Annotated in this window: 19 protein-coding genes; 12 read left to right on the top strand and 7 right to left on the bottom strand. The window is 70.1% G+C overall.

Annotation, left to right across the window (positions count from 1 at the left end; genetic code table 11):
- Positions 1–84: 84 nt before the first annotated feature.
- The 3 genes from LXT21_RS14890 to LXT21_RS14900 are packed head-to-tail and all read left to right on the top strand — an operon-like array spanning position 85 to position 1,541.
- The gene (locus tag LXT21_RS14890) at positions 85–483 is read left to right on the top strand and encodes a hypothetical protein (protein WP_254038788.1); all 399 of its coding nucleotides are present in this window, start codon (positions 85–87) and stop codon (positions 481–483) included.
- 8 nt (positions 484–491) lie between these two features.
- A complete protein-coding gene (locus LXT21_RS14895) occupies positions 492–1,058 on the top strand; it encodes a hypothetical protein (RefSeq protein ID WP_254038789.1) in 567 nt (188 codons plus the stop codon).
- Positions 1,059–1,115: 57 nt separating this feature from the next.
- A complete protein-coding gene (locus LXT21_RS14900; protein WP_254038790.1) occupies positions 1,116–1,541 on the top strand; it encodes a hypothetical protein in 426 nt (141 codons plus the stop codon).
- Between the two features lie 50 nt (positions 1,542–1,591).
- On the opposite strand, the gene LXT21_RS14905 is transcribed toward LXT21_RS14900, so the two are convergent.
- The 7 genes from LXT21_RS14905 to LXT21_RS14935 all read right to left on the bottom strand — a co-directional run bounded on the left by LXT21_RS14905 (position 1,592) and on the right by LXT21_RS14935 (position 10,969).
- Positions 1,592–4,051, bottom strand: a complete 2,460-nt coding sequence (locus tag LXT21_RS14905; RefSeq protein WP_254038791.1) for an OPT family oligopeptide transporter — start codon at positions 4,049–4,051, stop codon at positions 1,592–1,594.
- 161 nt (positions 4,052–4,212) lie between these two features.
- Positions 4,213–5,100, bottom strand: a complete 888-nt coding sequence (locus LXT21_RS14910; protein WP_254038792.1) for an RNA polymerase factor sigma-32 — start codon at positions 5,098–5,100, stop codon at positions 4,213–4,215.
- Positions 5,101–5,594: 494 nt separating this feature from the next.
- The gene (locus LXT21_RS14915) at positions 5,595–7,652 is read right to left on the bottom strand and encodes a transglutaminase TgpA family protein (RefSeq protein WP_254038793.1); all 2,058 of its coding nucleotides are present in this window, start codon (positions 7,650–7,652) and stop codon (positions 5,595–5,597) included.
- A complete protein-coding gene (locus LXT21_RS14920) occupies positions 7,649–8,617 on the bottom strand; it encodes a DUF58 domain-containing protein (RefSeq protein WP_254038794.1) in 969 nt (322 codons plus the stop codon). The genes LXT21_RS14915 and LXT21_RS14920 overlap by 4 nt, the downstream gene beginning before the upstream one ends.
- Complete coding sequence (locus LXT21_RS14925; protein WP_254038795.1) at positions 8,614–9,597, bottom strand: AAA family ATPase; 984 nt, start codon at positions 9,595–9,597, stop codon at positions 8,614–8,616. The genes LXT21_RS14920 and LXT21_RS14925 overlap by 4 nt, the downstream gene beginning before the upstream one ends.
- A gap of 89 nt (positions 9,598–9,686) precedes the next feature.
- Positions 9,687–10,007 carry an STAS domain-containing protein gene (locus tag LXT21_RS14930; RefSeq protein ID WP_254038796.1) on the bottom strand — a complete coding sequence of 107 codons (321 nt, stop codon included), beginning with the start codon at positions 10,005–10,007 and terminating at the stop codon, positions 9,687–9,689.
- Between the two features lie 224 nt (positions 10,008–10,231).
- Complete coding sequence (locus LXT21_RS14935; RefSeq protein WP_254038797.1) at positions 10,232–10,969, bottom strand: lytic transglycosylase domain-containing protein; 738 nt, start codon at positions 10,967–10,969, stop codon at positions 10,232–10,234.
- Positions 10,970–11,270: 301 nt separating this feature from the next.
- On the opposite strand from LXT21_RS14935, the gene LXT21_RS14940 reads away from it, so the two are divergent.
- The 9 genes from LXT21_RS14940 (at position 11,271) to LXT21_RS14980 (ending at position 19,378) form a co-directional block, all read left to right on the top strand.
- On the top strand, positions 11,271–11,429 hold the full coding sequence (locus LXT21_RS14940) for a lmo0937 family membrane protein (protein WP_254038798.1): 159 nt from the start codon (positions 11,271–11,273) through the stop codon (positions 11,427–11,429).
- Positions 11,426–11,995 (top strand): hypothetical protein, encoded by a 570-nt coding sequence (locus LXT21_RS14945; RefSeq protein WP_046714240.1) that lies wholly within the window; start codon positions 11,426–11,428, stop codon positions 11,993–11,995. Before LXT21_RS14940 ends, LXT21_RS14945 begins: the two co-directional genes overlap by 4 nt.
- A gap of 48 nt (positions 11,996–12,043) precedes the next feature.
- Positions 12,044–13,129 (top strand): HupE/UreJ family protein, encoded by a 1,086-nt coding sequence (locus LXT21_RS14950; protein ID WP_254038799.1) that lies wholly within the window; start codon positions 12,044–12,046, stop codon positions 13,127–13,129.
- Between the two features lie 58 nt (positions 13,130–13,187).
- The gene (locus tag LXT21_RS14955) at positions 13,188–13,661 is read left to right on the top strand and encodes a hypothetical protein (RefSeq protein ID WP_254038800.1); all 474 of its coding nucleotides are present in this window, start codon (positions 13,188–13,190) and stop codon (positions 13,659–13,661) included.
- Between the two features lie 65 nt (positions 13,662–13,726).
- Complete coding sequence (locus LXT21_RS14960) at positions 13,727–14,497, top strand: hypothetical protein (RefSeq protein ID WP_254038801.1); 771 nt, start codon at positions 13,727–13,729, stop codon at positions 14,495–14,497.
- 147 nt (positions 14,498–14,644) lie between these two features.
- Entirely contained in the window at positions 14,645–15,319 is a 675-nt protein-coding gene (gene rplC, locus LXT21_RS14965; RefSeq protein ID WP_254038802.1) for a 50S ribosomal protein L3, read from the top strand.
- Between the two features lie 393 nt (positions 15,320–15,712).
- The gene (locus LXT21_RS14970) at positions 15,713–16,534 is read left to right on the top strand and encodes an outer membrane beta-barrel domain-containing protein (protein WP_254038803.1); all 822 of its coding nucleotides are present in this window, start codon (positions 15,713–15,715) and stop codon (positions 16,532–16,534) included.
- A gap of 14 nt (positions 16,535–16,548) precedes the next feature.
- Positions 16,549–17,811 (top strand): outer membrane beta-barrel domain-containing protein, encoded by a 1,263-nt coding sequence (locus tag LXT21_RS14975; RefSeq protein ID WP_254038804.1) that lies wholly within the window; start codon positions 16,549–16,551, stop codon positions 17,809–17,811.
- Between the two features lie 25 nt (positions 17,812–17,836).
- The gene (locus tag LXT21_RS14980; protein ID WP_254038805.1) at positions 17,837–19,378 is read left to right on the top strand and encodes a tol-pal system YbgF family protein; all 1,542 of its coding nucleotides are present in this window, start codon (positions 17,837–17,839) and stop codon (positions 19,376–19,378) included.
- The last annotated feature ends 120 nt before the right edge of the window (positions 19,379–19,498 follow it).

Raw genomic sequence — 19,498 nt, forward strand, 5'->3', positions numbered from 1 at the left:
CTGGGAGGCGGGGGTGTCAGACGCGCTCCCTAGGATTCCTTCCGAGCGGCCAGAGAACTGGCCCTCCCTTCGGAAGGAATTCACATGCATCGTCTCTTGAAGCGCGGAGCCTCGGCTTGCTGTGTCGCGACGTTGCTGTCGGCGCCCGCGGTCCTCGCGGGTTTCACGACGGAGTCAGCCAATTGTTACAAGAACGCGGATGGCTCCGGGAGGTGCTACGGCAGCCTCCTCGGCTTCCGCAATCACGCCGGCGCCAACACCCAGGCGTACTTCTCCCGGTCCAGCAACGCCACGCCGTTCTTCTACGCCGCGCTCACCACGGGCGCGACGACGGCGTACTTCAGCTGCACGCCCGACGCGATGACGGGGGCCCACTGGAGCAAGGCCATGAACCACGAGGGCTACTTCTCCATCTTCTGGTCGGCCGCGGGTGACTGCTATTCGTTGTTCCTGATCAACGGCAGCCAGTACTCGAACTTCTGAGCCATCTCATGAACGCCCAGGTGTTGCATGGCTGGCTTCCGAGCCTGACCACGGCGGTGGGGTGCGCATTGGGGTGCTGGCTCGCGGTGATCCAGGCGCAGCAGTCCCAGGAGCAGCGCATCGAGCAACTCACGGATGAGGTGGGTTCGCTGCGCCAGGCACTCGATGCGCGTGCCCACGCGGCGGGAGCAGGCTCGGGGGTGCGCGCTTCCTCCACGAGGGGCTCGGGGCAGGGGCGCCTCTCCGGTGAAGAGCTGGAGGCCATGGCCCTGCGGGTGGCCACGTTGCTGAAGGCATCAGGAGGGCCCGTCGTGGGGGCCCGTGAGCCCGAGCCGTCCGCGCCCTCCGTGCCGGAGCTCTCCTCGGAGCAGCGCGAGTCGGCAACGCGGGTGGGCACGATGGTGGACCGGGTGGTCTCCAACGGACGCATGACGGCGGAGGACGTGCTCGAGATTCGACGTGAGCTCGCCCACCTTCGAGGCCGCCCCGAGGCCGATGAGCTCCGCAAGCGGCTCATCGTCGCCATCAACCAGGACCGGCTCATCCCCGCGCCGGACGCCGATGGTCTTCCGTAGCTCTCGCTTCACTTCGCTTCGAGCAGTCGAACGTCACACGGCTCAGGAGTCACAAACATGAAGCAGCTCTCTTCTTCGAGGTCCCTTGTTCGCAAGGGCTTGTTCCCTGGCGTTGCGCTCGCGGCCCTGGCGCTCGCTCCCGTCGCGTGGGGAGGACTCCAGTCGCGGACCGTCTTCTGCCAGAAGAACACGGATGGCTCGGGGCATTGTTTCGGCAACCTGGTCGGCTTCCGCCAGGACGCGGTGACGACCTCCTCCGCGTCCTTCCGGGATGACATGGTCGGCGGTCGCCTCTTCCAGGCCTATTCCACCCCGGCGGGGGCCACCACCTACACCATCTACAGCTGCGTGCCCGACGCCGTCGTGGGCGAACTCTGGGAGCAGGCCCTGAGCACCCGGGGCTTCTTCCGGGTGGAGTGGGACGCGACGGGCACCTGCAAGTACCTCAGGCTCGTGAACGGCTCGCAGAACACGAACTTCTGAGGAGGGGAGGGACGGCGCTCCGAGCACGGGAGCGCCGTCGCCTCACGGTGCTACTTGCCGGGCGGCGGCGACACCGCGGCGCTGGGGCCACGCAGGGCCGAGCGCAGCAGGAACAGCGTCAGGCCGCCGAAGAAGAGCAGGCCCCACAGGTTGGACCAGAGCGGATGCGCCAGCTCGCTCTCGCCCACCGCGTTGAGGAAGCCGCCGAAGGCGCCCTCGTGGCCGAAGACGGCCGGCAGGTTGATGGCGCGGGAGCCGGCGCCATCCGTGGCGATTTCGAGGAAGGCGATGAGCACGCCCGCGATGGAGCCACCGGCGATGTAGCCGGAGGAGAGCAGGGTGCCCGGCGAGAAGTCGGACTCACCGCCGCGCACGCGGTCCACGAAGTAGCGCACCATGCCGCCCACGAAGAGCGGCGCGCTGCTGCTGATGGGCAGGTACACGCCCACCGCGAAGGGCAGCGAGGACACGCCGCACAGCTCCAGCATCAGCGCGATGAACACGCCCAGCAGCACCAAATCCCAGGGCAGCCGCTGCGTGAGGATGCCGTCGATGATGAGCGCGAACAGCTGCGCCTTGGGCGCGGCGTAGCGGGTGAGGGCCTGGCCCTCGTAGGTGGTGATGCGGCCGCCGATGCCCGGGTCCACCACGTACTGGATGGTGCCGGCGCCATCGACCAGGTACTTGCCCGCGGGCACCGGCGTGTCCGCGCCGCGCACGTAGCCTTCCTTGAAGGTGCGCTGGGGGCCCTCGGTGACGGCGCCCAGGTCGGACACCTTCACCTGCGAGCCGCCCGTGGGGCTCAGCATCACGCCGCCCACGTCCTGCGCGGGCACCTGCCGCCAGCTGCGCAGCTCCAACGCGCCGTTCGTGTTCGCCAGCTCGTAGCCCTGCGCCCAGGCCGCCTTGCGCAGCGCCGCCTCGTCCAGGTTGCGCGAGGCCAGGGAGTCCGCGGACACGCTCCAGGGGAACACGTACTGGGTCCGCGTCTCCTCGGTCAGCTCGGTGACCTGCACGTTCGGGTGCGGCTCCGGGATGGTGACGGTGGCGCCCTTGTTGAGCGTCACCAACACCACGCCGATGAACATGGCGCTCGTCAGCACGCCCACGAAGAGCGCCGTCTGCTGCCGGCGGGGCGTACCGCCCACCAGGAAGGCCGTCTTCAGGTCCTGCGCGGTGGTGCCGCCGTTGGACGCGGCGATGCCGACGATGGCCGCGGTGGTCAGCGCCATGAAGCGGTCATTGGAGTCCGTCCAGCCCAGCACCAGGTACACCAGGCACGTGACGAGCAGCGTGGCCACCACCATGCCGGAGATGGGATTGGAGGAGCTGCCGATTTCACCCGTGATTCGCGCGCTCACCGTCACGAAGAAGAAGCCGAAGACGATGATGAGCAGGGCGGAGATGAAGTTGACGTGCAGCGGGGGCGCCAGCCAGATGGTCAGCACCAGCATCAGGCTGCCCACCAGCACCACGGTGATGGGGAGGTCCTGCTCGGTGCGCAAGAGCTGCGGGGCGCCGCCGTGGGCGCGCGAGGCCTTGAGGGACTCCACGCCGCGCTTGAACGCGCCGATGATGGTGGGCAGCGAGCGGATGAGGCTGATGAGGCCGCCCGTCGCCACCGCGCCCGCGCCGATGTAGAGCACGTACGCGTTGCGAATCTGGTCCGGCGACATGTCCCGGATGAGCTGCCCGTTGTGCACCAGCAGGGGCTGGTCCAACCCGCCGCCGAAGAAGGAGATGGCGGGGATGAGGATGAGGTAGCTCAGCACGCCGCCGGCGAAGGTGATGGCCGCCACCCGGGGGCCGATGATGTAGCCCACGCCGAGCAGCTCCGGGCTCACCTCCGTGGAGAGCGTGGCGCTCTTGAGGCCCTTGAGCGGGGTGCTCAGCACCTCCCGGAAGAGCTTCATGCCGGAGTAGGCGAACTTGTAGATGCCGCCCACCAGGAAGCCGATGATGACCGTGCGGGCGTTGGTGCCGCCCTGCTCACCGACGATGAGCACGTCCGCGCTGGCCGTGCCTTCCGGGTAGGGCAGCTTGCCGTGCTCCTGGACGATGAGGCCCTGGCGCAGCGGAATCATCATCAGCACGCCGAGCACGCCGCCCAGCGCCGCCGTGAGGAACGCGTGCGTGAGGCTGATGTCGTAGCCCAGGAGGAGCAGCGCTGGGAGCGCCGCCGCCACGCCGAAGGCCAGCGACTCACCCGCCGAGCCCGTCGTCTGGACGATGGTGTTCTCCAGGATGTTCGACTTGCCCAGCGCCCGGAAGATGGCGATGGAGAGCACCGCCACCGGAATCGACGCGGACACCGTGAGGCCCACCTTGATGGCCAGGTACACGGAGGAGGCGGCGAACACGATGCCCAGCACCGAGCCGAGCACCAACGCGCGGATCGTCATCTCCGTGGGCGACTGGTCGGGTGGGATGTACGGGGAGTGTTGGTGGGGCGCGTGCGATTGCGCGAGCGGAACACGCTCGTCGACGACCGGCGGGGTACCGTGGGCCAAGCGAAAGGCTCCTTACGAGGGAATCGGGCCCCTTCTAGCAGGGCCCCGCCCGGCGCGCGAAGCAATGCCCCTCAAATGGCAAGCGCCCCCACCCCGGGAGGGATGGAGGCGCTCGGGGCCCCCCCTCGGTGGGGAGGCCGACCTGCCGCGTCAGGCAGGGGCTACTGCTGCATGGAGGCGGCGTCCGGGTCCACCTCGGCCATCAGCGCGGCCAGCTCCGCCTTGAGCTTGTCCTTGGCGCGAATCTCGAGCTGACGGGCGCGCTCCCGCGAGAAGCCGAAGTGCTCGCCCAGCTCCTTGAGCGTCATGGGGCGCTCGTTCATGACCCGCTGCTCGATGATGAAGCGCTCGCGCGGGTCCAGGCGCATCAGCGCGGTGCGGACGCGGGCGTTGATGAGGCCCGCCTCCTCCTTGTCGGCGAACTCGTCGTCCTGGGGGGCCGCGGCGCTGACCACGAAGTCCACGTGGCTGTTGCCGCCGTCCTCGCCCATGGGTGCGTCGAGGGAGAGGTCGCGGCCGCCCATGCGCTGCTCCATCTCGCGCACCTCGCCGGGCTTCACGTGCAGCCGGCGGGCAATCTCCTCCACGTTGACCACGGCCTCGCCGTTGCCGAACTTCTCCAGCTCGCGGCGCGTGCGCGCCAGGCTGAAGAACAGCTTCCGCTGCGCCTGCGTGGTGCCGAGCTTCACCAGCGACCAGCTCTTGAGGATGTAGTTCTGGATGTACGCGCGAATCCACCACACCGCGTAGGAGATGAGGCGGATGCCCTTGTCCGGGTCGAACTTCTGCACGGCCTTCATCAGGCCGATGTTCCCCTCCTGGATGAGGTCCGACATCTTGATGCCGTAGGAGCGGTACTCGTAGGCAACCTTCACCACGAAGCGCAGGTTGCTCGTGACGAGCCGGTGGCCGGCGGCCAGATCACCCTGGATGAAGCTGCGCGCGAGCGCTTGCTCCTCCTCCACGGTGAGCAGGTTGTAGTGGTTGATCTCCGAGAGGTACATCGCCAGGGAGCCGGAGTTGGACGACTGCTCGGTGGACGCCTGCATGGATGGTTTCTCCCGACGTGGGGCCTCGTGGAGGCCGCTAGGTTTTTTCGGACCGCTTGACGACTGAACGAGGGCTGTCATGAGCAACCCGGATGCCAGCGCCACCCACACCCCCTTCCCCTGTGTCTGCGGGGGGTTGGCGGAACTGTCGCTCATGTACAAAGAAGGAGGGCTGTAACCGTTACGGCCGACCTGGGAACTTGCTCGGACTTCCCGGCTGTAGAATGTGCCCGTCTGTGCACGTCACGCCTCCCAGGGAGGAGCACCCGGGTCCCGCATCCAGGACCGAGGTGCCGGGCGAGCGTGGAGGCCCCTTGCCCGCCTGGCAGGTGAACTCCTGACGAGAGGGCCGCGCACGGCGCCTTTCGCCTTCCCGTGGATGAACGGCTAACGACTCCAGCGACCTCTGTCCGGCGCGATTTTCCGCGCCCGAGGGGACGCCCGGACAGCCTCCCGCCACGCGAGCCCCTGCGGCTCGGGAGGGCGGGGGAGGATTAAGAAGCGCGGGCGCGAGGCGCGTCCGCGCGGGCCCGGAGCTGGGCCTCCATGCGGACGAAGTCGGAGACGGCGCTCTTCAAGGCGCGCAGCAGCGTGTCCGCCTCTCCCTGACGCAGCGGGCGCCCGCCGAAGCGGGCCTCCAGGTAGCGCCGGGTGATGGGCGCGAGCGCGGGCGCCAGCGCGTGCCCGTCCGAGGACATCCGCGCGTGCAGCTCCTCCAGCGTCTCGTCGTCACCCCGCACGATGCCGGCCGAGGCGAGCACCGCCTCCACCGCGTCCACGAAGCGCGTGGCCTCGAGTGGACGAGGCCGTCCCGACAACCGCTCCGCGAGCCGCCACCCGGCGTAGACGAGCATGCCCACCACCAGCGCCGCGCCCCAGGCCCGGGCGGGAGGCAGCTGACTGCGCTCGTTCTTCTCGGAGCCCTGGGGCGGACGCACCAGCGCGCGCGCCACGTCCACCTGGTCCCGGAACGAGTAGTCGACGACGGAGTTGCGCCACCGCGACTCGATGGCCTCGTACAATCCCAGCAGCCGCTGCAGCCACTTCGAGCCCTGGCCCGGACGGTTGGCCGGCGGCGTCGCGTCCACCGTGACGAAGCCCCGCTCGGGCACCAGCACGTGCGTCCATGCGTGGGCGTCACCGGCGCGCAGGATGTAGCCTTCGTTCACGCGCTCGCCGCCGAAGAAGCCCGTGGCCAGCCGGGCCCGGATGCCCTGGGTGCGCAGCATCAGCGTCAGCGCGGTGGCGAAGTGCTCGCAGTGCCCGGCCTTGCGCTCGAAGAGGAAGTCCGCCAGCGGGTCGTCCCGCTCACCGGCCTGCTCCAACGTGTACGAGAGCTCGCGCTGGAGCCACGCGGCCAGCTTCTGCGCGGCGGCCATCGGCTCGCGCTCGCCATTGAGCACCCGCGCCGCCGTCTGGGCCACGCGCGGGTCGATGTTCTCGGGCAACGCCAGCAGCGCGTCCTGCTCCACCGTGGGAAGCTTGCGGAACCGGTCTCCACTGCCACCCGGCGGCAGGCTGTACGCCTCATAGGAGTAGGAGAGCCCCGGCTCCAGGAAGCGCGCCTCGCCGCCGGACAGCTCCTGGAGGAAGGTGCGCCGGCCGCCGGTGCTCGTGTTCGCCACCGCGTTGCCCAGCCGCGACGGCGTCTCGAGCGCGATGAGCGTGCGGCCTCCGTAGGCGGGGAGCAACTCCACGCGCTGGTGCACCAGGTTGTCGCCGCCTGGACGCAGCGTCAGCAGCGGCTCGCGCTCCTTGCGCACGCCGCCCGCGTTCGTCCACTCCAGCCCGTCGAAGATGTCGTAGGTGCGGCCCACCCAGTACGCGCCGAGCGCGTCCACGCCCGGGTCCGGGTTCAGCGTCGCGCGCAGCACGACGCGCGGGTTGTCCTTGATGGTGCCCGTGCCGCCCAGGCGCACCGTGTTGGAGAAGCCCGTCGTCGCGGGGCCGATGCCCGGTGACGCGCGAGGCCCCGTCATGTTCCAGTTGAGCCGGGGGAAGAGGATGAAGAAGGCCACCGCGCCGGCCACCGCGAAGCTGACGCCCGTGCTCAGGGGGCGCAGCACCTGGCGCACCGGGATGGGCTCGCCCTCCGGCACCGCCGACTCCACCACGCCCAGCGCCAGCGAGACGCTGGACATCACGCTGAAGGCGACCAGGAACAGTCCGTAGACCAGCTCACCGGACAGCGCCGCGCCGCCCGCCACCATCAACAGGCCGGACAGGTGCACCTGTCCATCCGTGGCCGGGTCCGGCGCGGACAAGAGCCGGTGCGCGGAGATGAGGCCCGCGAAGGCACACGCGGCCACCACCAGGTTGAGCGAGCCCGCCGTGACGTTCACCGCCAGCACCGCCGCCACGCCCAACAGCAGGAGCGCGGTGAGCTTCGCGCGCCGGGCGAACAGCCGCTTGCCCAGCAGCGCCGCCACCAGCGAGAAGACATAGAGGCCCAGCGTCCACAGCGGCAGCTGGCCGGACACGGCCATCGACGCGAAGGCGCAGCCGGACGCCACGTCGCGCAACACCAGCCGCAGCTTCGAGCCGCGCGTCATGCCGCCGCCTCCTCGTCTCCAGGCCGCTCGAAGCCCAGCCACGCCAGGGCCCGCAGGATTCGCCGCTCCTGCGCCGCGCCCGTGCCCGCGCGCAGCCGCTCCTCGGCGGTGTGGAGGCCCACCTCATGGCCCTCCTCGAGCAGTCGGTGGGCCAGCGCCGCCACCTCCTCGCAGCGCCGCTCCAGCGCCTCACCCTCCAGGCCCGGCTCAATCGAGAGCATCCACGTACGGCGCTCCTCGCGCTCGCGCTCCACGCGCAGGAGCTTCCCCATCGACGCGCTCTTGAGCCAGTGGATGCGCCGCGCGTCCTCGCCCTCGGCCAGCTCGCGCAGGCCCGTCACGTCGCCGCTGCCGTCGTTGCGGCGCGGGTTGCCCGCGTCACCCACGGGGCCTCGCTCGGCGTCACCCGGGTCCATGCAGGCATAGCCCCGCTTGGGGTAGACGAGCAGCAGTCCCTCCAAGGGGAGCACGCGCGTCTTGGCGAACAGGCCCAGGGGCCACGTCGTCGTCACCTGCACGCCCGTCAGCCGCACGGGCCCACGTCGGGGGGCGACGAGGTCCGCGCGGACGATGTGCTCCACGCCGGAGGGCAGGTAGCCCACGCCGCCCACGCCCGTCAGCGGCGAGTCCGCCTCCGCGAGCACCAGCGCGAAGGCCTGTCCCTGCTTGCGCGACACCGCCCAGCGGAAGGCGAAGGGCTCACCGGCGAAGGCCGCGTCCGTGCCCACGCGGCGCACCGAGAGGTCCCGGATGCACCGCTCCGACAGCACGCCGGACACCACCACCATGCTGAGGAGCAGGCCGAGCAGCAGGTACAGCAGGTTGTTGCCCGTGTTGAGCGCGCCCAGGCCCACGCCGAACGTGACCACCAGGTACGTGCGGCCAATGCGCGTCACCCGGAGGGTGCGCGGCGGACGGAGCCTGGCGCGAAGTCGCGCCCAGCGCTGCTTCCACGGGGACTTCACCGCGGCGCCGGGACCTTTCGGACCAGCTCCTCCAAGAGGTGCGCCGCCTCGTCCCGCGCCGCCACGCCCTGCACGGCGCTGCGCAGCAGCACGCGGTGCGCCCAGCACGGCACCAGCACCGCCCGCACGTCCCCGGGCGTCACGAAGTCCCGGGCCTCCCACAGGGCCTGCGTGCGGGCCGCCGCGCCCAGCGCCAGCACCGCGCGCGTGGAGGCGCCTCGCTCGATGTCGCCGTGCTCACGCGTCGCCCGCGCCAGCCGCACCACGTACTCCGCCACGGACGCGTCCAGGCGCTGCTCCGCGGACAACGCGCGCAGGGCCGCCAGCTCCTCGGGGCTGGACACGCCCTTCACCGCGTCCAGCGGCGGCGCGCGGCCCCGCGTGGCGAGCAGTCGCGCCTCCACGTCGGCGGCGGGGTGCCCCAGCGACAGGCGCACCATGAAGCGGTCCAGCTGCGAGTCCGGCAGCGGATAGGTGCCGGAGAAGTCCACCGGGTTCTGCGTGGCCACCACCGTGAAGGGGGCGGGCAGGGCGTGCGTGCTCCCGTCGAGCGACACCTGGCCCTGCGCCATGGCCTCCAGCAGCGCGGACTGCGTGCGGGGCGGGGCGCGGTTGAGCTCGTCCGCGAGCACCAGCTGTCGGAAGAGGGGGCCGGGACGGAACTGGAAGGTGGCCGTCTGCGCGTGGAAGACCTGGGCGCCGAGGATGTCGGCGGGCATCAGGTCCGCGGTGAACTGCACGCGCGCGAAGCTCAGCCCGCAGGCGCGGGCCAGGGCCTCCGCGAGCGTCGTCTTGCCGACACCCGGCACGTCCTCCAGCAACAGGTGCCCACCGGAGACCAGGCACGTCGTCACCAGGCGCGCCTGGGCCTCCTTGCCCTCGACGGCGCGCCCGAGTTCGGCGGCGATTCTCTCCATGGCCGGGCGCGCGGAGGCGGGGGACGGTACGTCGGCGGCGAGGACGCGGGCGGGCTGGGTCATCCGCCGTCACTCTAGCCGACTCCCCCGGGGGCCGGCACCGCCAACTCCAGGGCGCCCGCTCAGGAAGCGCCCGTCTGCTCGGCCTCCCTCTAGAGGGAGAGCACATCCTCGGGCGTGTAGTACGGACGCGGCACCACCACCCCCGTCGTCACCCCGAAGTAGCGGAACATCCGCTCGTGGTGCGTCGCCAGCCCGCGCAGCTTCACCGAGTGGGCCAGGTTGCGCGTCAGCACCCCCACCGCGCTGTCCTTGAACTCCCGCAGGTGGGTGAAATCCACCACCACGTCCTGCCCCTGCAACGTGTCCAGCGACGTCTGCACCTCCTGCGCCGTCTTACCGTCCAGAACCCCTTCCAGACGCAGGGTGATGCGACCTGCGACGTCCTCACGGTGGATCTGCAAACCCGCCATTGCTGTGCTCTCCCAATCGATGCGTGTGCGCGCTGTGCCGAAGTCTCGGGCACGGCGGCAGGAGCACATACCGGGCCAATGTCGCACCCGGAAAACCCATGGAATATCCACGGGGTGCACTGCCGGGCGCGAACACTGCCGAAGGAGCGGCAGGAATTTCAGCCACCAGGATGCAACATCTACACGACTGTCAGCTGTCGGGCGTCGTGGCTGTCGCCTGGCGATCAACCCTGCCGGTCAATCGTCTTCTGCTGGTCTCGCAGGGTCAGCTCGCGCTCCTGCTGGGCCTTCAGCTTGCGGAACTCCTTCACCACCTTGGTGGGGTAGCCCGCCATGAACTTCGTGCGCGACTCCTTCTTGGCGAGGATGCGCCGGGCCAGCCCCGGCCCCGCGTTGTAGGCGACCAGCGCCTTCTCCACCGAGCCGAAGCGCTCGATGAGGTCCGCCAGGTAGGCGGTGCCCAGCGTCACGTTGGTCTCCGCGTCGAACAGGTTGGTGGAGCGGCCCAGCCGGAAGCCGGCCTTGTCCGCCAGCCACGTGCCCGTGTCCGGCATCACCTGCATCAGGCCCATGGCGCCCACGTGGGACACCGCGTAGTTGTTGAACGAGCTCTCGCAGCGGATGACCGCCACCACCAGCAGCGGGTCCACGTTGTTGCGCTGCGCCTCGCGGACGATGGCCACCGACAGCCGGCGCTGCTGGTGCACCGGCAGCCCCGACGCCTTCACCATCTCCGCCACGCCCAGGCGCTCGGCCTGCGCGAACATCGCCTCGTCCTCGTACTTCTCCAGCTTCGCCAGCGCCGCCTTCAGCTCCCGCTCCCGCTGCTCCAGCGAGGCGCGCAGGTACATCACCTCTGCGGGCTCTCCCTGGGGCCCCGTGGGCACCTGCACCGGAAACGCATACGCCCCCGCGCTCAACAGCATCGCCGCCGTCGTCACCGCCACCGTCCAGCCCCTCATCCCGCCCTCCCCGGCAACCCCATGCCCACTGGCCCACGGATGTCGCGCTCGTTCACCCGACTCCGACGAGGAGACACCCAAGCAGGCGCCGTGCCAGGTCCAAAGGTGCCCCTTGCACGCGTGTCTCTCCTTTAGATCTCTTGGAACACCGAGTTCCTGGTGGGTACGCGGGCTTCTCGGGCGTCGGAAAAAATGCCCGGAGAGGGAACTTTGCTTCCTGTGAAAAGGACCGGGTTGCCGGTGGGCAACCGCGTTCCTAGTTTGGGCCGCTCCGGGATGGGGATACGGGGGAGGTGCCAACGTGTACTGGACCATGGGGATGATCCTGCTCGTGCTGTGGGGCACGGGCCTGACGGTGGGCTCCACGGAGGGCTACTGGGTCCACCTGTTGCTGCTCTTCGCGCTGCTCACGTTCGTGGTGGGCGTGGTGGCGCGGGGCCGGAGGACGGCGGTGTCATGAGCGCGGTCCGAGGTCCCAGGGCCGACGGGGTGGAGCTGCCCCGGGACACCGCGGGCTTCACCCGCCGCGAGTGCCCCAGCTGCATGCGCGCGTTCAAGACGCGCCCCGGCCCGCATGACGCCCGTGCGCTCCTGCACAAGCTGCAGGCCTTCTTCACGCTGGAGAACGCGCACGAGGGCGAGGAGGGGCTGCCGGTGTGGCGCTGCCCCTACTGCGGCCACCGCGCGGAGGCGGACGGCTTCCTCACGCCCGCCCAGCAGACGCACCTGGAGTCGGTGGCGCGGGCATGGGCCAACCACGTCCGCTACGAGCAGCTGGCGCACGTCTCGCGCACGCTGTCGCTCAACCCCCGGCCCACCTTCGTCGCCGTGGAGCCCGAGTCGATGCCGGGCCCCATGGACCCGGAGCCGGACGAGCTGCTGCGCGTGATTCCCATGCTCTGCTGCGGCGAGGACGTGAAGCTCCTGTGGGAGTGGGATCAGCTCATCTTCTGCCCCCGCTGCGGCGCCCGGCACGGCGGGCTGAGCGGTCGGCAACAGATCCAGCTCGAGGTCATCCAGGAATAGCGCGGGTGGGGTGGACTCGGCCGCCGGCCGACGGCAGGCTCGCGCGCCATGAAGAGGTTCCCCTGGTGGGGGCTTGGGGCGTGTCTGCTGCTCGGCGCACGGCCCGCCTTGGCCCACGACGCAGACATCCTCTACACCCAGGTGCATCGCACGCCGGACGCCCGCGCGTCCGAGGTGCGCCAGGTCCTCACGATGACGGGAGCGACGCTCGGGCGGCTCGTCCCGGCGGGCGTGGACGCGGACTCGGATGGCGCCCTGTCGCAGGCGGAGCTGGACGCGCGCCCCGACGCCCTCTCGAGCGGCGTCTGGGACGCGCTGCCGCTCACCGCGGGCGGCGCCCCCTGCGCGCGCACGGCCCAGGCGGCGCGGGCCCGGCAGACCTTCATCGAGCTGACGGCGACCTTCCTCTGTCCCGAGGGACGGCTGCGCCAGCGCTACGGCGTGCTGTCGGTGCTGCCCTCGGGTTACCGGGTCATCCTGGGCAGCGTGGGGGAGGGTGGGGCTCCGGGCGCGCTCTTCGCGGAAGCCGGCCAGCCCTCGCTCGACATCCCCGACCCCGGGGATGTGTCCTCGTCCGCCATCGGAGGTTTCCTCGGGTGGGTGGGGCTGGGCATGCGCCACATCTTCGAGGGCGTGGACCACCTGGTGTTCCTGCTGGCGGTGCTGCTGGTGGGCGGCGGCTTCAAGCGGGTGCTGCTGCTGGTGACGTCGTTCACGGTGGCGCACTCGCTGACGCTCGGGGCCACGGCGCTCGGCTGGGTGGTGCTGGATGGCGAGCGGGCGCGCTGGGTGGAGGCCGCCATCGCGCTGTCCATCATCTATGTCGCGGTGGAGAACCTGCTGCTGCGCGAGCACCGGCACCGCGCGCTCGTCACGTTCCTCTTCGGACTGGTGCACGGCTTCGGCTTCGCGAGCGTGCTGGCGGGCTATGGCCTGGGAGACTCCGTGGCGAAGGGGCTGCTCGGCTTCAACCTGGGCGTGGAGCTGGGCCAGGCGCTCGTCGTCGCCGTGCTGCTGCCGCCCCTGCGGATGCTCCAGCGCAGGCCGCGCGCGCACCTGGGGACCGTCCGCGTGTTGTCCGTGGGCATCCTCGCGGCTGGTGGGTACTGGATGGTCCAGCGCGCACTCGGTTGAATCCCGCGGACCCCGTTCCTACGTTGGCCTCGAAGAGGGTAGGGATCGGGGGACGTAGATGGGTGCGAGGCATACCCGGCTGGCCGCGGCACTGGCGGCCGCGTGGGAGGCGGAGGTCGTCTCCGCACGGCGGATGACGATGCTCGCCGAGCGAATCATGGATGCGCGCATGCGCGCGAGGCTGATGGTGCTGGCCGCCTTCTGCCGGGCGCATGCCTCCAGGTTGCTCGCGCGACTGGCGGCGCTGGGGCGGGGGCCGCTGCCGGTTCCTCCCGAGGAGATCATCCTGGACCCGGACACGCAGCTGGAGCTGCGGCGCGAGGGGGCCTTCGCCCGCGCGTCCGCCGCCCGCTACGAGGCCACCGCGGAGCTGGCGCGCCAGCAGGCGGACCTGTCCTCGGCCTGGGTCTGCGAGCTCAACCGCACCGAGGAGCAGGACCGCTCCCGGGAGCTGCTCATCATGGCCGAGGGCGCCCTGGCCGGCGCCACCCTGTCGAGCCCCGCCGCGGCCGCCGCGCCCGCCGACTCCTGAATTCGAGCGCCGGGGGCGCGCTCTCCCGGTGACAGTCCGGGGGCCTTGGGCGTAGAAATCCGCCCATGGCGAAGGAGAGCTACGACGACCTCATCTTCCAGCTCGGAGACCTGTCCCGCGACAGGCTCCCGGGCAAGCCGAACTGCCCCCGCTCCATGGACCGCGTCTACAAGGCGGAGGAGGCGGTGGTGGCGCGCCGCGAGGAGCTGGCCGGCTTCGAGCAGGAGATGAACGACGAGGATGCCGCCTACCAGGCCTTCCTCGACCAACAGGAGCAGGAGAAGGCCGGCCACCAGGCCATCGTCCGCAAGTGGAAGAAGGCGGTGGATGCCATCGACGGCAAGGTGAAGGACCTGCGCAAGACGCTCGCCACCCGGCGCGCGGAGCTGCGCTACGCCGCCGACGCGCTCATCAAGATGGAGAAGAAGATCGAGGACATGGAGCTGACGCGGCAGGACATCGCCCGCATCGACACCGCGCGCACCAACCTCAAGAAGAACCGCCTCACCCAGATGCGGCTCGGCCGGGAGGTCGAGGACCTGGAAGAGCGGCTGTCCACCGCCCTCACGCCGGAGCCCGGCCAGCCCGGCGCCCCCGGCATCCTGGCCCACAAGCGCCTGCTGGAGATGGAGGACGAAGCGGAGGCGCGCAAGGAGGAGCACGAGGCGCGCATGGTGGAAATCGACCAGTCCATCGCCACCCTCGAGGAACAGGTGAAGGCCGCCGAGGATTATCTGGACCAGGCGCTGTTCCTGCTCGGGGAGGACGTGTACGCTCAACGCATCGCTGATCCACAGCTGGCCGCGTTCTACCCCCGGCTTGATCGCGCGCAGTGAGGGAACCTGGCTCCCGTAGTGCTTGACGTCAGGGGTATGTCTGCTACATTGCGCCGCTTCCTGGGGACCGCAGAGTAGTTCGCGGGCCAGATCATTGATTTTATTGGGTTTTTCCGCGCCTACGCGCGCTGGCAGTGTGAGGACGACGTGAAGGGTCTGATTGGCAAGAAGATCGGAATGACCCAGGTGTTCACCGACGAGGGCAACCTCGTTCCCGTGACGGTCATCGACGTGAGCACCTGCCAGGTGGTGGGCAAGCGCACTCCCGAGAAGGATCAGTACTCCGCGGTCACCCTGGGCTTTGGTGAGATCCGCGAGAAGATCCTGAACAAGTGCGAGCGGGGCTTCTTCAAGAAGAACAACGCCCCCTACCGCCGGCACCTGAAGGAGTTCCGCGTCACGGTGGAGGAGGCGACCTCCTTCAACGTGGGCGACGCCGTCAAGGCGGACCTGTTCTCCAAGGGCCAGCTCGTGGACGTCACGGGCGTGACCAAGGGCCGCGGCTTCTCCGGCGTCATGCGCCGCTGGAGCTTCAAGGGTTCGCAGACGAAGACGCACGGTACGCACGAGTACCAGCGTCACCCGGGCGCCATCGGTCAGCGTAAGACGCCGGGCCGCACCTACCCCAACAAGAAGATGCCGGGTCACTACGGCGTGGAGCAGGTCACCACGCAGAACCTGACCGTCGTCGACGTGGACCTGGAGAAGGGGCTCGTCCTGGTCAAGGGCGCCGTCCCGGGCCACAACAACGCCATCGTGTACGTCCGCCCGAGCATCAAGGTGGCCATGCGCGAGCAGCACAAGTCCGCGCGCCGCGCCTGATCCGCTGTCCGAGCGGCTTCGCCTGAAGCCCTCATGACGCCCCGCCTCCGGGCCCGCTTCGTCGGGCATCCGGGCGGGGCGTTTGCTTTTGGGGCCTGGGTTTCCCCGCGGTGGGTGGGCACAGGTGTGTCCCGCCGTGGGAAGCGCCGTGGGCCGCCTTCCGTGCTCCAGGGCCGCGCGAGCGCCCGGAAACGTTGAGAGGTGGTCGGCGCGGGGGCCTCGGGGTGAAAAGAATTCCGCCTCCAGGGCTCCGTGGCTTGTCGGGCGTGGAAGGCGTGTGCACATGGATGCGCCATGAAGGGGCCTGGCCGTCGGTGACGCAGGCGCCCTGGATGGGGGAGGCTTTGATCTTCCCGCACACGTCGGCCCAACCCCTTGGGCCGGGCAGGAACCATGAACGCACGCACGCTCCGCGTCTTCGCACCTCTGGTGGTCTGGTTGGCGGCCTCGGCGGCCGCCGCGCAGGATGACGAGGCCGTCCTCGACAACGTCGTCGTCCGCAACCGGCTGTACGAGCCGGGTGGCAAGCTCGAGCTGTCCTTGGGGGTGGGGCTGCCCCTGCAGACGCACCTGACCGCGCACTACTTCTTCAACGTCGGCGTCGCCTACAACCTCTTCAACACGCTGGCCGTGGAGGCGCGGGCGGGCTACGCGGCCAGCCGCCACACGGGCCTGGCGCGCTCCATCTCCGAGAGCTTCCTGGCGCGCGAGGACAAGCGCGTCACGGACGAGCTGGAGGACCTCTGGGAGATGAACCTCCACGGCGTGGCCGGCATCCGCTGGGCGCCCATCTACGGGAAGCTGAGCCTGGTGTCGGACCTGCCCGCGCACTTCCAGGCCTATGTGTGGGCTGGCGGCGGGCTGGGCAGCTTCCAGCGCAACTCCGTCATCCAGTGCTCGCAGGTCGTCAACCGCACGGCGGGCGTCTGCGACAACCGCACCTCACTGGATGACCGGGGCAGCGCGTCCGAGGACTACTGGGTGCGCGAGACGCGCGTGGCGCCCATGGTGTCCGCGGCGGTGGGCTTCCGCTTCTTCATCCTCGACAAGCACGGGCTGCGGCTGGAGGTGCGCGACTGGGTGTTCCGCGACAACTACCGCGTCAACCTGGTCCGCGAGGACTGGGAGGCGGGCCGCGTGACGGGTGAGTCCGCGTCCAGTCCGGGGCTCACGCACCTGGTGCAGTTCGACCTCGGCTACACCTTCTCCTTCTAGGGCACGTTCGAACCATGCGACCGATTTTGTCCCTCGCGCTCCTCGTCGCCGCGGTGGCCCAGGCGGCCCCGCGCTTCCCGACGTCCGCGGCCTACCTCGCCCAAGCCGAGGCGGCGCCGTCCGTGCCCGCTCCGGGCGCGGAGACCGCCGTCCCGCCGCCTCCCGCCGCGCCCGAGCCGAAGCTGGAGGTGCCCCGCGCGCCAGCCTCGCGCCCGGAGCCCACCGTGCCCACGCAGGCCGCCCAGAAGCCCTCGGTTCAGCCCGCGCTCGCGCCGGTGCAGGAGGAGCTGCCTGTCCAGGAGGACTCCGAGCCCGCGGTGGCCGAGCCCGTGCGCGAGCACGACGTGGACGCGCCGGTGACGCCGGACGACGCGCCGGTGCTGGCCTCGTCCGACGACGAGGCGCCGCGCACCACCGACGCGCAGCAGCAGCGCCTGGTGAACGGCGCGCCGCTCTACAACCCCAACGTGTCGCTGCACATCGTCCAGAAGAAGCGCTTCGCGGACGAGGGCAAGCACGAGCTGGCGCTGTACCCGGCGGTGGTGCAGGTCAACGGCAAGTACACCAACCACGCCGGCACCGCGCTGCACTACATCTACCACCTGCAGGAGAACTTCGGCCTCCAGGTGACGGGCCAGTACAACTGGCACACCAACGAGAGCGGCTTCAACCTGGAGCTCATCGACAAGGTGCGTGAGCAGGCGCAGGCGGCCTCGTCGCTCCTGTTGGTGTGGGGCGCGCAGGCGGGCGTGGAGGTGACGCCCCTGTACGGCAAGTTCGCGTTCCTGGACAACAAGCTGGCGCAGTTCAGCCTGGTGCTCAGCGGCGGCGCGGGCATCGGCTCCACGCGCCACCTCATCCGCCCCGCGGTGTCCAACGAGGTGGACGGCCAGCGCTACGACGTGCCGGCGCGCTTCGGCGACACGGGCACCAAGTTCCTGGGCTCGGTGGGCGGCGGCTTCCGGCTCCAGTTCGGTGAGTCCTACGCGTTGCGCCTGGAGGTCCGCGACCTCATCTACACGGCCCGCGTGGACAAGGTGGACGGCTGCAACCTGGCGGACTTCGAGGCGCTGGAGGCCGCGCGCTCCACCGGGCAGGACTTCGCCGCGCTGCAACTGAGCGGCAGCTGCAACTACCAGAAGTTCGACGGCGTCGACCCGAAGACGAAGAAGAACTACCGCGAGGACATCATCCTCGGACGCGACCTGGTGGCCGAGCCGTCCTCCGACGTGCTCAACAACATCAGCTTCTACGCAGGCTTCTCGTTCCTCTTCTGATTGCGCCATGAAGGCACGACTCGCCATGAACCGACTGCTTCCTCTCCTCGCCGTCCTGGCTCCGCTCGCGGCCAGCGCCCAGCAGGACTCGGGCGGCTACAACCGCGCGCTGGCCGCCTTCAACGCCGGCGACCTCGACACCGCCGCGCCGCTCTTCTTCCAGGCCTCCGAGGCTGGCGGCGACGCGCAGACGCAGGGCAAGGCGGAGTACTTCCTCGCCCAGTCGCTCGCGAAGAAGGGCCTGCCGGTGGCGGCCTTCATCTCCTACGCGGCCATCGTCAACGCCGGTCCCTCCCACCCCTCGTACCTCAAGGCGGTGGAGGGGCTGGTGGACATGCAGCAGCAGCTCGACGAGCAGAACCTCATCCCCAGCATCCTCAACCAGGCGTACTCGGACGAGGTGCGGGACCAGTGGGTGACGCTGCCCAAGGAGGTGCTCGCGCGCATCAACTACCTGGTGGGCACGGTGAGCCAGCGTCGCATGCGCTTCGAGGAGGCGCGCGCGCTGCTGGAGGCGGTGCCCAAGGACAGTCGTGTGTACGCCAAGGCGCGCTACCTGTTGGGCGTGGTGCTGGCGGACCCGCGCTTCCCGGGCCGTCCCGGTGAGGGCGAGGCGCTGGACAAGGAGGCGCTGTCCGCCTTCACCGTCGCGCTGTCCTCCAAGGAGCCGCAGGTGGAGCTCAAGGCGACGCAGCACCTGGCGCTCATCGGCCTGGGGCGGCTGCACTACCGCCGGGGCGAGTACGCGGAGGCGACGGCGGCGTACGAGCGGGTGCCGCGCTACACGCGCTACTGGGACCAGGCCCTCTTCGAGAACGGCTTCGCGCGCTTCCAGAACGAGGACTTCGGCGGGGCGCTCGGCAGCCTCCAGGCGCTGCATGCCCCGCAGTTCGCCGGGGCCTTCCAGCCCGAGTCGTGGATCCTGAAGTCCACCGTCTATTACTACTCGTGCCTCTACGACGAGGTGAAGACCACGCTGGCGGCCTTCGACGACCTGTATGGCCCCATGGCCAAGCAGCTGGAGCCCTTCACCGCCGAGGACGCCGACCTCATCCAGGCCTACAACCTGGTGGCCGCGGAGAACCGCCGGCTGCCGCGCCCGGTGTACCTGTGGCTGCGCAACAACGAGCGCATCCGCGAGGTGATGCGCGTGCTGGCCCGCGTGGACCAGGAGAAGCGGGAGCTCTCCTCCGGACCCTGGCGCGGCACGCCCCTGGCGACGCAGACGGTGGCGTCGCTGGAGGAGATTCGCGGCACGCTGCTCCAGGTGGGTGGGACGCTGGCGCGCAGCCGCATCCGTGAGGCGGCGGACAACCTGCGCACGTTCTCCGACCAGGCCGAAATCATCCGCGTGCAGACGGCGCTCGACGAGAAGGACCTGCTGCAGGCGGGCCTGGACCAGAAGACGCTCCTGACGCGCCAGTCGCTCTACCGGCCGAAGATGCCGGGCGCGGCGTGGAACTACTGGAAGTTCCAGGGCGAGTTCTGGATCGACGAGATTGGGTACTACCAGTACACCCTGAAGCGGGGCTGCCCGGCGAAGACGGCGGACGCCCAACAGCCGTGACACTCCGGGCACACGCTGCCCGGCTTTCGTTCCCAAGGGGACCTCCTCCGCACACATCGTGTGCCGGGGTGGTCCCCTTCGTGTTTCCTGCGTCGCAAGAGCCGTTCCACACCACTTCTC

Source organism: Myxococcus guangdongensis (assembly GCF_024198255.1).
GTDB lineage: Bacteria > Myxococcota > Myxococcia > Myxococcales > Myxococcaceae > Myxococcus > Myxococcus guangdongensis.